General features: G+C 35.0%; 17 protein-coding genes and 2 pseudogenes. All 19 read right to left on the bottom strand.

The annotated features are described in order from the left end of the window. Positions 1 to 28: 28 nt before the first annotated feature. The 19 genes and pseudogenes from MKX96_RS12270 to MKX96_RS12360 all read right to left on the bottom strand — a co-directional run bounded on the left by MKX96_RS12270 (position 29) and on the right by MKX96_RS12360 (position 13893). A complete protein-coding gene (locus tag MKX96_RS12270) occupies positions 29 to 343 on the bottom strand; it encodes a hypothetical protein (RefSeq protein WP_298473571.1) in 315 nt (104 codons plus the stop codon). A gap of 14 nt (positions 344 to 357) precedes the next feature. After that, positions 358 to 671: pseudogene (locus tag MKX96_RS12275) on the bottom strand (polymorphic toxin type 50 domain-containing protein); the annotation flags it as partial. 312 nt (positions 672 to 983) lie between these two features. Then, complete coding sequence (locus tag MKX96_RS12280) at positions 984 to 1463, bottom strand: DUF2247 family protein (protein ID WP_298473566.1); 480 nt, start codon at positions 1461 to 1463, stop codon at positions 984 to 986. 3 nt (positions 1464 to 1466) lie between these two features. Continuing rightward, positions 1467 to 3044 (bottom strand): T7SS effector LXG polymorphic toxin, encoded by a 1578-nt coding sequence (locus MKX96_RS12285; RefSeq protein WP_340886017.1) that lies wholly within the window; start codon positions 3042 to 3044, stop codon positions 1467 to 1469. Between the two features lie 532 nt (positions 3045 to 3576). Further along, positions 3577 to 3828, bottom strand: a complete 252-nt coding sequence (locus MKX96_RS12290) for a hypothetical protein (RefSeq protein WP_298473563.1) — start codon at positions 3826 to 3828, stop codon at positions 3577 to 3579. A 6-nt stretch (positions 3829 to 3834) separates the two neighbouring features. After that, a complete protein-coding gene (locus MKX96_RS12295; RefSeq protein WP_340883804.1) occupies positions 3835 to 4491 on the bottom strand; it encodes a hypothetical protein in 657 nt (218 codons plus the stop codon). A gap of 212 nt (positions 4492 to 4703) precedes the next feature. Then, positions 4704 to 5369, bottom strand: a complete 666-nt coding sequence (locus MKX96_RS12300; RefSeq protein WP_340883805.1) for a YxiF family protein — start codon at positions 5367 to 5369, stop codon at positions 4704 to 4706. A gap of 40 nt (positions 5370 to 5409) precedes the next feature. Continuing rightward, the gene (locus MKX96_RS12305; protein ID WP_169361425.1) at positions 5410 to 5748 is read right to left on the bottom strand and encodes a hypothetical protein; all 339 of its coding nucleotides are present in this window, start codon (positions 5746 to 5748) and stop codon (positions 5410 to 5412) included. A 395-nt stretch (positions 5749 to 6143) separates the two neighbouring features. Then, positions 6144 to 6482: a hypothetical protein gene (locus MKX96_RS12310; protein ID WP_340883807.1), complete on the bottom strand. Its 339-nt coding sequence runs from the start codon at positions 6480 to 6482 to the stop codon at positions 6144 to 6146. Positions 6483 to 6505: 23 nt separating this feature from the next. Then, on the bottom strand, positions 6506 to 8035 hold the full coding sequence (locus MKX96_RS12315; RefSeq protein ID WP_340883808.1) for a T7SS effector LXG polymorphic toxin: 1530 nt from the start codon (positions 8033 to 8035) through the stop codon (positions 6506 to 6508). A 479-nt stretch (positions 8036 to 8514) separates the two neighbouring features. Continuing rightward, a complete protein-coding gene (locus MKX96_RS12320; RefSeq protein ID WP_340883809.1) occupies positions 8515 to 8874 on the bottom strand; it encodes a hypothetical protein in 360 nt (119 codons plus the stop codon). After that, positions 8871 to 9629, bottom strand: coding sequence for a hypothetical protein (locus MKX96_RS12325; protein ID WP_340883810.1), 759 nt, complete (start codon positions 9627 to 9629; stop codon positions 8871 to 8873). Before MKX96_RS12325 ends, MKX96_RS12320 begins: the two co-directional genes overlap by 4 nt. Positions 9630 to 9634: 5 nt before the next feature. Next, positions 9635 to 10429, bottom strand: coding sequence for a T7SS effector LXG polymorphic toxin (locus tag MKX96_RS12330; protein ID WP_340883812.1), 795 nt, complete (start codon positions 10427 to 10429; stop codon positions 9635 to 9637). A 408-nt stretch (positions 10430 to 10837) separates the two neighbouring features. Continuing rightward, on the bottom strand, positions 10838 to 11074 hold the full coding sequence (locus MKX96_RS12335; RefSeq protein WP_340883813.1) for a hypothetical protein: 237 nt from the start codon (positions 11072 to 11074) through the stop codon (positions 10838 to 10840). A gap of 224 nt (positions 11075 to 11298) precedes the next feature. Beyond that, positions 11299 to 11772, bottom strand: a complete 474-nt coding sequence (locus tag MKX96_RS12340) for a hypothetical protein (protein WP_340883814.1) — start codon at positions 11770 to 11772, stop codon at positions 11299 to 11301. A 410-nt stretch (positions 11773 to 12182) separates the two neighbouring features. Next, positions 12183 to 12419, bottom strand: a pseudogene (locus MKX96_RS12345) (recombinase family protein); the annotation flags it as partial. Between the two features lie 33 nt (positions 12420 to 12452). After that, positions 12453 to 12809, bottom strand: a complete 357-nt coding sequence (locus MKX96_RS12350) for an Imm3 family immunity protein (protein WP_340883815.1) — start codon at positions 12807 to 12809, stop codon at positions 12453 to 12455. 21 nt (positions 12810 to 12830) lie between these two features. Then, positions 12831 to 13433: a deaminase domain-containing protein gene (locus tag MKX96_RS12355; RefSeq protein ID WP_340883816.1), complete on the bottom strand. Its 603-nt coding sequence runs from the start codon at positions 13431 to 13433 to the stop codon at positions 12831 to 12833. Next, entirely contained in the window at positions 13414 to 13893 is a 480-nt protein-coding gene (locus MKX96_RS12360; protein ID WP_340883818.1) for a hypothetical protein, read from the bottom strand. The genes MKX96_RS12355 and MKX96_RS12360 overlap by 20 nt, the downstream gene beginning before the upstream one ends. Positions 13894 to 13939 lie beyond the last annotated feature (46 nt).

Raw genomic sequence — 13939 nt, forward strand, 5'->3', positions numbered from 1 at the left:
GAAAAAAGCACCTCTGAAAGAGATGCTTTTAAGGATTTTCTATAAAACTTTCTGCTATATCTATATCATTTGTCATCTCTAATTCCGGAAATTTTTCATCTAAATTTCTTAGGCAATTAATTAGTTCTTTACTTTGTATTATTTCTGCTATATCCTCAAAAACTTCACTTATCCAATACAAATCTTCAGCACTACAATTATCTAAATAGTTTAAAGTATTTTCCTCGTTCTCTCCGAGAACTTGTACTATTTCATCCCAACTACTTTGTATCCCATAGTCATCATTTATATTTAATTTCTTCCTTTTATTTAATATAACTCTCATTTTATTTACAGTATCCATATTCATCCTCCACACTATATGAGAAAATTTCCCCATGGTTTAAACTTAGTTACTATATGAGCTCCATCTTTGCCATAATGTATCAATCCATTAGTAGTCTCAAGATATTCACCGATATTTCGATCATAGTACTTCCCAATAGTTTTACCAAAGTCTACTCTTTCTTTTTTACCGTTTGGCAGTAGTTGACCTTTCCCTGCAAACTTATCCTGCAATTGAAAATACTTTTGTTTTTTCCATTTGCTATTTCTTTTTTGAAATTTGGCGTATTAAGAATATGCTTTTCATGAGCGCCTGTCTTTACTTTAAGAGAGAATCTATTAACTTCACTTGTTTGACGGCTAAGTTTCAAAAAATATCATATAGCTTTCTATTACGGTTTTGTTTTCTTCGATGACTCTTTACCACCTCGACCACATTCTAATAGGCCAACTTTCTGCATATAATGCTAGTTTGTCAGAGTTAGGGAACCCATGAACGTTACCAATTGAAGTAACTGTATAAATTCCTGGCATGGTTTCAAGCTGTAGACCTTTTGTTTGTAACTCTATATTTAAGAGACTCGTCTTTCTTGAGTGTCGAGCTCTACTTAAAAAAGAACGATGGCATTTTAGTACATCGTTCTCTTTAAACACTCTAGTTATTTGAATATTAGTCGCTTCTCTGCTTCCAAAAAATCCTCAACAAGTTCTTTAATTGTTAGTTTTGAATCAGCTGGATAATAAAATGCATTCGATACTTCTCTAAAAAAGTCATACATATTTGGGGGAGTATCAAACATTGAAAAAATATTTTCAATTTCTTCAAAGATATTTTCATCTGAAGAATTATTATATACCTCTCTTATAATGCTGTATAACCACTTATGATACTCTTTAGTCATGTCTTCCGAAGAACTGTCAGCGATTATTCTGTCAAGTATATCATCTACTTTATCTTCTACTTGTTCCCATGCTAATTCAAGGATGAACTCATTATTTACGTGAGGATTATTTTTTAGATATTCAATAGCGTAATTTGTTACTTCTAAGGAAGATATTAATTTAAACTGTCTACCAATAAACAAAGTCTTCCAATTACAGTCAAATCCATATTTCTCAACTAATTCAATTTTATACATTTACTATTTCCCCCACTGATTTATTTTTCCTGTAACTTTGCCACCAGGTATAAATGTTCTATGGGTTACTGTGTTAGCTGTAGGATCTACCACCCATTCAAACACTCCATCTTTTGTTTCTTTCGTCTGTAATAGTTCAGGGGCATTATTCTTAACCTTTACATACTTCGATTCATACTTAACCACTGAACCTTCTATCTGATACAGTGAATCCATATGTCCTTTTTTATTTGGCAAATCAAATCTTTGAGCATCCTTTGCATAATTATCAATTATATCATTGAAGTTATGATAAAAATCATCTTTTAGTGCACTACCTACTCGTGGACTATCTAAAATTGGATGCTTAAGTAAAACCGTATCCTTAGGCATTCCTTCACCATTTTTCAACGGTGTATTACCTGCTTCTACAATAGATCCGTCACTTACCATCTTCTTTACAGACTTAGCAATAGGTACTGCCATTGATAATAAGGGATCCAATGTAGCACCTGCTCCAATATTAAGACCTAAATCTAAAGCATTTTGCTTCCAGTTAGTGTCTTCTGGATTTAGTAACTCCCGACCTCCAATTTCTCCGATGGACATAATACCACCAATCGATGCACCCTCTTTGGCAAATTGCCCTAAATTGCGTGCAGAGATACCGGTTGTTAGTCCTTTTGCTCCTAAAGATGTACCTCTAATAGCTTTAGCAGCCCCAAGCCCAGGTACTCCATAGCCCAGCATATCAGCTACAAGGTCAGTACCACCGCCTTCACCAAACTCCCGTGTAGTATAAAATAAATGCTCATCTCCTGTTCCAGCCTTGTGCAATTCTGAAGGTAAACCTAAAAGAGATGTATTAGATGTCCGATGGGTAAATCGCTGTACCTCGACAAAATCATCCGTCTGTCTTTGACCTTCATCATTCGCTCTTTCTAGCATAGCTTCACCGAATGACTTTTCATCGAATGGGTTTATTGTTGCTACAGATTTTAACGCACCTATTCCTAGATCATAGAAGTCTTGAAAAATATTGCTGTTCTTTTGGATATTCATTTTTTCTTGTTCAATTCCAACGTTCTCTGGTCTTGCACAGGATAAGACAAGCATATCTGTACCCACAAAAGGATTGTTTATGTGAATCAAACCACCATAGCCAAATCGTATAGGACCATTACCAGCTATAAATGCCTGGAGCATAGTCGTCAACTGATTTTCTCTATTCACTATGGAGGAAAGTACGGCAATAGGAGATGTACGAGATGCCAATTCTGTCTTCAACTTATTTTTAGCAGTCAATGCTCCCCAGTTATCTGCTTGGAAATGAACATCCATTAGCCCACTTTTAAATATCCCTTCGATATCAGAGAGCCATGTTTCCATTGTCCGAATATCCTGTTCCATGGTGTTTAAAGCAGTCGTCTGTGTTGCATCAAATTCATACAGTTGCGAGAGGGTATCATCACGTTTTCTCTTAGAACTAATAACCCCCTCCTGCACTGCACTATCATCTAGATGGGGCAGTGCTACAATGTCACTCACCTGATCCATGATGCTATTTGTTTCGTCTGTTAGACTAGCGGTAAGTTGGCCAATAAGCGTCGCTTCTTTGGACCTACTCCCTTATTAGGAGTTATTATAAGTTCATTCATTTATTTAGTTTTGCGCCACTAATTCCTTCATTTCTAAAAATATGTATCAAGTTTAAGCCTTGTTCCTTACATTATGCTTTAATTTCCTTTTCTTGATATTTCAAGCTATATCCATCTCTTGCCTGCCCTTAAGTTGAGACTCGTATATACCCAACAACGTTCAACTTTTCACCCTCCCGTTACATACCCACTCCATATAATAACTACCCCTGCCTTGTAAAAATGTCATCTCACCTATTTATCGTACTTGTCACTCTATCCGAGAATCAAACCAAACTCCATGAGGGTACTACCATCATGAGCTCTCGATTCTCAAGCAAAACATTTTCTTATTATCTCACTCAATTATCAACTGTTTTAATATAAATTAAAGTAAAAAACCTTGAGAGGCATTTAGCCAATCAAGGTCCTTATATTGTGCTATATCTCTTAAATACCTATATCTAATAAAAATTTATAAAATCATAAGCAGGCAATTAAGATTCAATAGTTGTTCGATCAACAAAATTTTGATTTTCTTTAATAATCATTCTTGAAAGTCGTCTTCCTGCTCTCTTAAAGAAGAATTCATCAGCGAACTCTTGTGAATCAATTTGCGCTAGTTGGTTGATAACTCCATTTATTTTATCATATTCAATTCGTCCCATTAAATCTTCATTCGGTCCATATTGATAAACCACCCTCTCTTCATCCTCAAATTCCTTCAACATTAAAACAAAAACTGCCATAAATCTTCACTCCTCAAAGTTTTTCTCCCAATTCCATGGTCTTCCAGATTCTATAGTTTTTTCATGAGCTGTTCTATAATTAGTCTGGAATATACCCTCAAATTTTGACTCGAAAATCTCGTGATGTAATAATTGTATATCAGAATCTACTTGTTTCCCATCTATCAATCTTTGCCATGCTTGAGCTAGTTCGTAGTCCGGATCAAATCTTCCAACTCCATGATCCTTTATATGAGAATTATTAAAAACATGATCTTTAATCTTTTGTATTCTAGCAACAGAAAAGCCTGTATTTTTAGCAATTGCATTCACATCTTCTGTTCCTATATTTCTAAATTTTTCATACATTTCTTCTGCAATAGCTTCTTCCTTAAAGAACTGCTCTCGGGATATATTTCTTCCACCAGTTTCAGCATATTGTATAGAATTACCCGTACCCTTAGGCATTCCTCCACCATTTATCGATGGTGGATTACCAGCTGCTACAATTGATTTCTCATTTACCATCTTTTGTACAGACTTAGCTATAGGTACTGCCATTGAAAATAAGGGATCCAATGTAGCACCTGCACCAATATTTAGACCTAAATCTAAAGCATTCTGTTTCCAGTTAGTGTCTTCTGGATTAAGTATTTCCCGACCGCCAATTTCTCCTGCTGACATGATACTACCAACGGCTGCACCCTCTTTAGCAAATTGTCCTAAATTGCGTGCAGAGATCCCGGTTCGTTATTAGTAGCATTGTCAAATTTCTTTTTATTAATATAAATAGCCAAGTTATCATATATAAAGTCTGGGATTTCTTTTAGTTTAAAACAAATTAAAGTAAAAAACCTTGAAAGGCATCTAGCCAATCAAGGTTCTTAAATTTTTCCTTATGATAGTCCCCAAACACTTAACTCATAAAAATATTCCGTTCGTTCAATACACAAACCAAAATTAAAATCTTCTGCAACTAGAATAAAATCTCCATATCCAACTGAAAACTTTGTTAACTCAATCATTTTATTTAAGTGACTAAATACTTCATTAACATTAACCAACACTGCTTCTATTTCATTTTCTCTAAAAAACAATAGTCTTCCTTGCTTTGGTATTACTTCCATATTATCAATAGTATCATTTAGTAATTGTATTGATTTTTGAATATGTTCTTTATAGCTTTCTCCTTGCAATTGAATCTTATTTTCCTTTCTGTTAAGTAGGGAAAACACATTCTTACAAAATAAATCATTATCTTCGATATTTAAAAAAGGTTCCTCTGAAAGATTCATGAAGTTTATTTCTTTTAATAGATTCTTTCTTCTACTTTTTCTTTTTAACAGCTCCATTTTTGTTTTTCTTTCGTCACTCAAATTAAGCACCTTTCCATGGTCGACCATTCTTTTTCTAACCAACAAAATCTTCTGGAGAATGTCCAGGATACTGATTATATCTTCCTTTTTCCATTGACTTCCCTTCAAATCGTCAGCACCATGAAAGTGAGGACCTCTCCCGAATTTATCCACTCGGTGCTCTATGATATATTTTTTTCTTACCATCTATTTCAAATTCATATACTCTTCTATTTTCAGTTGTGCTTCATAAATATAGAGTTAGTATTCCCACCCCATCCAATTCAACATCACTATCTTGTGAAATAATAGTTGACTTCAGTTCGCTAAAAGGCCTTCCAATCATGTGTTTATGTGAAAATTTTGGGTCTGCTGGTAGTGCCATTTCAATTGCTTCACACGTATCGTTACTATCGTAATATATGTGTATTCCATGATCATTAAATGCATCTGTAAAAGTATCAGACATAGGCATTTTTTTATATTCTACTACATTTCCTCCTAAAACATTTCTAACCTCCTCTCTTGTCATGCCAAAACTAATTGGACCTACTCCCTTATTAGGAGTTATTATAAGTTCATTCATTTTTTACCCCACCCAGATTTGTTTAATCTTTTAGTATATTCTAACATTTGTCTAATACCTTCATGATATTTGTTACCAAACTTATTTCTTAAATCATTAATGTCCATATTTTGAGCCTCATTTAATTTCCCTTGTTCTATTAAAGATTTTACCCCCACTCGCTGTTTGTCTATGGTCTATGGTTTCATTCTTACACCAGGACTGTTACCTCTACTTTTCGGACTAACAGAATAAACTGGTATATGATGGACTTCTCCGCCATTACTAGAAACATCCTTACAATCTAATCATTTTCAATTTGATTCTCACTAATATCAGCAGACTTAATATAAATTAAAGTAAAAAAACCTTAAAAGGCATTTTAGCCCATCAAGGTTATGTTTAAAGTAACGTTTTTATTTTTTACTATCCCTTTTCCATACACTTTCTCCTTCAGTTAAAAAAACTGCACTTGGCGGATCATCATAAAGTGAAATTTCAACTAATGAACCTTTCTTTTGTATTAACCATTTATATAAACAACTTTCCTCATTAGTAGGATGCGCTAAAATATCATTTACTTGAAAAACAGCTGCATCAAATTCGGTATAATTTACATCGTCGTCATCTAACCCATTATCTGTTTCAAAAACTGTATCTAGTACACCAACAATCCTTAATCCATTTTCCCATTCTAGTATCATGTCACTATGTTCATATTTTATTAATGTTCCTATTAAAGAGTCATACCCCATATTCATCCTCTTTTCTTTTGTTTTTACGGCCTTGACGGTACTATATGAGCTCCATCTTTCCCATAATGTATCAATCCATTAGTAGTATCAAGATATTCACCGGTATTTCGATCATAGTAATTCCCAATAGTTTTACCAAAGTCTACTCTTTCTTTTTTACCGTTTGGCAGTAGTTGACCTTTCCCTGCAAACTTATCAAGCAATTCTTGTGCTGTTTTATTATCGCCATAGAAAATACTCTTGTTTTTTCCATTTGCTATTTCTTGTTTGAAATTTGGCGTATTAGGAATATGCTTTTCTTGAGCACCTGGCTTTACTTTAACAGGGAATCCATTGACTTCTCTATAAGGTCCGATAGGTACTGAATTCTTTCCATAAGAAGGTACATCTTTAACCATACCATTATTAGGGTTTCCAGCCTCTTGACTACCATTCACACTATACTTAGGTGACTTGTTTTCAACCGTAGGAGTTTTCTTTACAGATAGATCGCCTTTATATTTAAATAGTTTGGACCCCGAGGAAAAAGCGAGTTTGACCCCTTTTTTGACAATCGCGTGCGGTCTTAAATAATCAACAAATGCAAGTTTTGTACCCTCAAAGTACCCATCGAGCTCGCGGAAACCACCATCATCGAATTCCTCTTCTACTTTGTTTACCACTTCATATTGAATTGGCTTTCTTGTCCCAAGCTGGTATTCTTTGACGATCAGACCATTTTCGTACAGGTGGAATTTTAAGAGGGTAAAGCTTCCATAAGTACCTCTCTTGATTGTTTTGGTCTTTTTACCCTCGAGTGCCCGAAAAGTTCCCGGAGTAATTTCTGTACCCATCAGTTGTTCCTGTTCTTTTATCCATAAGTCATTTGGATTTAAGTATATTTTTGGGAACAATGCTGTTCTTATCTCACTTCTAAACGTAAGGACATTCCACTGGCTCGGCAAGAAGTTTATATCCTTGACCCCTGATTGGAATAGTCCATAGATTTCTGTCAACCACGTGTCCATCATTTGTAAACCTTGTTCAATTGGATTCAGTGCGTATGTCTGGGTAGCATCGAATTCATAAAGTTGGTTTAAAGTATCATCACGTTTTCTCTTAGAACTAATAACTCCCTCCTGCACTCCGCTATCGTCTAAATGAGGCAGGGCAACAATATCACTGACTTGATCCATGATACTATTTGCCTCATCTGTTAATCTAGCAGTGATTTTGCCAATAAGCGTAAGTCCCTGTTCTAGCTCTCCATCTAGGAAAGTTTCGAGTATGTAACCAGAGGAATCAGGTTCCAATGAATGAAGTGCTGCCTCCATCTGGCTAAGGACTTGTTTAAACTGTTCAGAAAACGACTGGAAAAAATAAAGAAGTGGTAAATGGCATTCCTGATAAAAAGAGCGTATGGCATTACCTCCTGCTCCCTTTAATTGATCCTCCATCTGAACTAGACCCTTCACTGCATCGTTGATAGCTTCCATTTCACTGCTCAGCCTGTCTAACATAATAATGTTGCGCTGCAACCCTTCTTGAAATAAATCTACATCCAATACCTTCATAGGCTTGTCCTCATCACATGTTTAGAAAAACTCATTTCACTATATCCTTTAGTATACAATAATGCCCCATAGGTGAACATCCTTCTCCCCCTCTAGCAAACTATCAATAGTTATAATATTCCATTTTCACCCGAAGAGGTAAAGGGATTAACTACAATAACCTTTAAAATAAACCTTACGTATTAGTATGCATAAAAACTCCTGATACTCTTTCACTACTGTCACAGAAAAACAACAATTAAATAGCTAGTGGAAAATATTACATTTCATTACTATTATCATTACTATTTACAAATTCGACAAGGTGGGGGGGCGCTGGTTCGAGAATTCATCTCCCCTTGCTTTACGGGCAGTTTTTGGATCAACTCCTGCCTCAATCTGAGTTTTTGATTCAAAAGTCATCTTGCTTTTAACCGTAAAGATCTTAAAGTAAAAAACCTTGAAAGGCATATAGCCAATCAAGGTTTCACAATACTGATTTAACCGTTTTGATGTTCCTTTTTCGCTAAATCAATCGCTACGGCTAATTTAATTTGAAAAATTTTACTTAACCCTCTTTGAAAATCCTTCAGATTAAAAGTTTCAATTATAGGAACTTCCGAATGATTGACTCTACTAATTTCAATTTTAGCAATTCTATCAAGGTCAACTAAAATAGTGAATATGTCTTCGCTTTGGTCAGGTGTCCAATTTAAAATATATGCACTTTTTACTTCTCCAAAAGTAGTTCTTAACACATTCAATATTGCTTCTGCTTTACCATCTTGAGCCGTAACAATGTTCGAACCTTCTAACTCCTTTCTGAAATCCTGTTCCTGTTTGCTTCCGTTTAGTTTCATTTTATCACCCCTGGTGTAGTAGTAACTAGATTTCCATACTTATCGGTTAGTACTGTCATAATATTTGTAGGAGAACCACTAAACTTATCAATACCTATGTTTGAGTCTAATGTAACTTCCCTTACATATCTAGCCTGCTTCTCGATTGTCCCATCTGCTAACTTTATATCTGAGTATAAAACTTTTGAAACTGGAGTGTTCACAACTTCTTTACTTTGAAGAACTCCCTTAAGCACGTCAGGTGTAATTGAGAATTGGGAAGCATTCTTTGAAGGATTAAAATGCCTATCTAATACATGATTAAAACCTGCTCCTTCTGCTGCACTTCCATTTCTTAAGTTTACTCTAGACTGAACAAGAGGAGGCATTCCTTCAATCTTAACCGTACCCTTAGGTATCCTTTCACCAATTTTCGATGGTGAATTAACAGCTTCTACAATTGCTTTCTCATTTACCATCTTTTGTACAGACTTAGCAATAGGTACTGCCATTAAAAATAAGGGATCCAATGTAGCCCCTGCAGCAATATTTAGACCTAACTCTGATGCATTCTGTTTCCAGTTAGTGTCCTCTGGATTTAGTAATTCCCGACTGCCAATTTCTCCTGCTGACATGATACTACCAACGGCTGCACCCTCTTTAGCAAATTGTCCTAAATTGCGTGCAGAGATCCCGGTTGTAAGTCCTTTCGCTCCTAAAGATGTACCTCTAATAGCTTTAACAGAACCAAGCCCAGGGACTCCATAGCCCAGCATATCAGCTATAAGGTCAGTACCTCCGCCTTCACCAAACTCCCCCGTGTAGTATAAAATAAATGCTCGTCTCCTGTTCCAGCCTTGTGCAATTCTGAAGGTAAACCTAAAAGAGATGTATTAGCTGTCCGATGGGTAAATCGCTGTACCTCGACAAAATCGTCCGTCTGTCTTTGACCAACATCATTCGCTCTTTCTAGCATAGCTTCACCGAATGACTTATCATCGAATGGGTTTATTGTTGCTACAGATTTTAAAGCACCTATTCCTAGATCATAGAAGTCTTGAAAAATATTGCTGTTCTCTTGGATATTTATTTTTTCTTGTTCAATCCCACCGCTCTCTGGTCTTGCACAGGATAAGACAAGCATATCTGTACCCACAAAAGGATTGTGTATCCCAATCAAACCCCCATAGCTAAATCGTATAGAACCGTTACCAGCTATGAATACTTCCAGCATAGTCATTAACTGATTTTCTCTATTCACTATGGAGGAAAGTACAGCAACAGGAGATGTACGAGTCGCCAATTCTGTCTTCAAATTATTTTTAGCATTCAATGCTCCCCAGTTATCTGCTTGGAAATGAACATCCGTTAGCCCACTTTTAAACATTCCTTCAATATCAGAAAGCCATGTTTCCATTGTCCGAATATCCTGCTCCATGGTGTTTAAAGCAGTCGTCTGTGTTGCATCAAATTCATACAGATGCGAGAGAGCATCATCACGTTTTCTCTTAGAACTAATAACCCCCTCCTGCACTGAGCTATCATCTAGATGGGGCAGTGCTACAATGTCACTCACCTGATATACCTCTAAAATATACTTCTTCCCATATTTACCCAATTGAAATCTACGCTAGAATTAAAATTAGTGAATAATTTGTAGTAAAATTAAACCTTATATTATTCTTTACATTATCGTTAGTAAACGGGGCTAGTAATATAATTGATTCCATAGAAAAAAATAATATTAATAATGTTATTATTGAAATTAGAATATTTTTAAGTTTAAATGCATCCTTTACGTTTAAGTTTTCAAGGAGAACTTTTTTTGTGAAGGGAAAAAAATACACTAATCAAAATACAACTTCCTAAAACAATATAAAAATAGTCTTTATATTTGAAAAGCTCCCCTTGTATAAAAACAAGAGGAGATAATGTTTGTAAATACATTAAAATAAAAATAGTATAAATAACAGGAATTGTTAATTTATTCCGCATAAGTATAGCCTCTAAATTTAATATTTAAAATATATTTCCAGAACGTTTTTTCTTTTTCAAGTAAAATAGAAATTAATAAATAGAGTTCATTTATAAGTTCTTCATTTTTCCCCTTACTAATCTTATACAATTTATAAGATATCTTTTTATACAATTTAGCAATTTCATTGTTGTAATTTCTAATATCTTCCAATATATTCATAAGATTTATCCACAATTTCTTCAATATAATCTCCTAAAAGCAACCTAAACCCACATCCCCCAGTACCTATTTTTTCTAAACTCATGTAATAGAGATAACTAATTTTTTCTAAATAAATTCTTCTATAAATGTTTTATTCCGTTAGTACCAGTAAATTTCGAAGTACTATTTAACATTCTTTCACCCATAATGTTATGTTAACTTCTTCTATAATTATAATGATTTATTCGTTCATAATAACCAAATGCCTAGTTCGGCAATTTTTCTTTAATGTAAGAATGTTCAAGAAAACTAAGCAAACCCTTGGTTATATATTTTAACTGGTATTGATCTAAATCACTATTGATAATTAACTGACCATTCTCTTTTCTAAGTAATTGATCCGAACCGTTTTCTAAAAACAATAGATTTCCGCCAACTTGTCTCATAAGATTTCCAATAACTTTAAACAAAACTTCTATTCCTTGATAGAAAGTGTTACCAAATAATTGAACCCTAATGCTTACATTTACATCTATATCGTAATGCCTTCTAATAAAAGCTATGTCAGATATATCCTCAATTTCTAAAGCTAATGAAAAAAACTTTATCCCAATAACTATCTCTTCTTCACTAATGTGAACAGTTATCTCTTCGTTCATAGATTCAACTATTATACTTTGAATAATTTCGGCCAGGGATTTACAACTTAAATCAGATTTTAAAAACAATTCGTAATGCATTTATTTCTCCTCTCCAAATACTCGGGTAATTTTTCCGTCGTTTACAATAAGTAATTCTTTTCTGGTAATGCTGCAGTGGATGGTAAAGTAATAGATGATGGGAAAAACGGGACTGAAATCAACATCCAATACCTTCATAGAAGTTAACGACTTATGGGCTTGATTTTATAAAATTCATTTCCAGTGATTTTGATGAACAGAGGTATAATGATAAAGTAAGTAAGTTTATTTTGTCAGAGGATGAAGTTGTTTCAAATAACATTAATGCAAAATTTGGATAATAACTTTTTTAAATATTAAAGTGAAAAATTTTTGCTCGCAAGTTTGAGCCCCCTGGAAAGCGCGCGTGTTTTTCGCCATGCCCGGGGGGTTAAAAAAGCGCGAACTAAAAAAGACACGACTATCACCGGTCATGCCTTCGTCTTACGTTTATATCGAGTCAACGTCGCTTTACTTGTGCCAGTCATACGCTCAACTTCCGAGTAGCTATTCGTCTCTAGTAACGACATAGCATGGTCGAGTTGCTTCTTTGAGTACGTTGGTTTGCGTCCTTCTCGGGAGCCTTCCTTCTGCTTTGCTATCGCCTTGCCTTCCGCCAACTTCTCCACGATCATATCTCGTTCGAATTCAGCAAAGCCGCTTAATATCGTCAGCTTTTTTTCATCCTCCACAAAATATCACTATTCTGCTGAAGTATTATAATCAACTTCTGTATTTTTTAGTCCTTCTATTACTGTATTTATTCGTCTCGATAAGTCTTTTATTTCATCTAATGTAAGTTCATTTTCCGCTTCTTTTAGGTTAAACTCACTTAAACTCTTTGTTATACCTTCAACATAACCAATGAAAACTTTATCATGATTAATTAAAATTTCTCCTATAGCAACATCTACAATAATATTCTCTATTTTACCTAAGTTATTGAAATCGTCTACAATTCGTGCTATTGCATGTCTATGTCCTCTATTTTGAGATAAAAACTCTTTATATACCTCTTCAATTGTTTCAAATAACTCGTTGTATGTCCAATCTTCCATTTAAAATCTCCCCATTACTTATTAATTTGGTTTTAGTCTTTCTCCGTTATTATGGATTACCTCTAATTCAATGTTATTATACTTTTTTGCAAACTCTCCTATTACATGGTTACAACTAACGCACGTATCTAGCTCTGTAAATAGCTTAATCCTTCCTGTCGCCTCGGTATTATCTCCAAGCTGAGAAGCAATATCATTTAATATTTTATACTCAGTATCAGAATCTCTTAAATACATACTTCCTTTTCGGTCTGGTGCTTCTATGGCCTTAAACGTGGGATTTTGGGGTTGTAAAGAGATATTAGGAACTCTTTCTTTTATACTATCTGTAAGCTGATCTATGCTGCTTTGAGCAAAAAACTCTGATTTATCAATACCATTAACATCAACTTCTGCTAAAGCGAAGTTTCCAGATTTTTTATACCCACTGGTCAAATTCCCTCTTAACTCCTTCACTCTATCAATTATATATGCTTCTGCTCCTGAATCAATTTGTCTAGTAGGATATACTTTCCCCATACCCTTTGGTATCACTTCACCAGTTTTCGATGGTGGATTACCAGCTGCTACAATTGATTTCTCATTTACCATCTTCTTTACAGAATTAGCAAAAGGTACTGCCAATGAAAATAAGGGATCCAGTAGCCCCTGCAGCAATATTTAGACCTAACTCTGATGCATTCTGTTTCCAGTTAGTGTCTTCTGGATTTAGTAACTCCCGACCTCCAATTTCTCCAATGGACACAATACCACCAATGGATGCACCCTCTTTAGCGAATTGCCCTAAATTGCGTGCAGAGATCCCGGTTGTAAGTCCTCTCGCACCTAAAGATGTACCTCTAATAGCTTTAACAGCACCAACACCGGGTATTAAATAGCCTAGGGAATCAGCTATAAGATCAGTTCCTCCCCCTTCACCGAACTCACGTTCAGTCTCTGAAAAATGCTCCTCTCCTGTTCCAGCCTTGTGCAATTCTGAAGGTAGACCTAAAAGAGATGTATTAGCTGTCCGATGGGTAAATCGCTGTACCTTGACAAAATCGTCCGTCTGTCTTTGACCAACATCATTCGCTCTTTCTAGCATAGCTTCTCCGAATGACTTATCATCGAATGGATTTATTGCTGCTACA

Source organism: Psychrobacillus sp. FSL W7-1493, from assembly GCF_038004905.1.
Classification (GTDB): domain Bacteria; phylum Bacillota; class Bacilli; order Bacillales_A; family Planococcaceae; genus Psychrobacillus.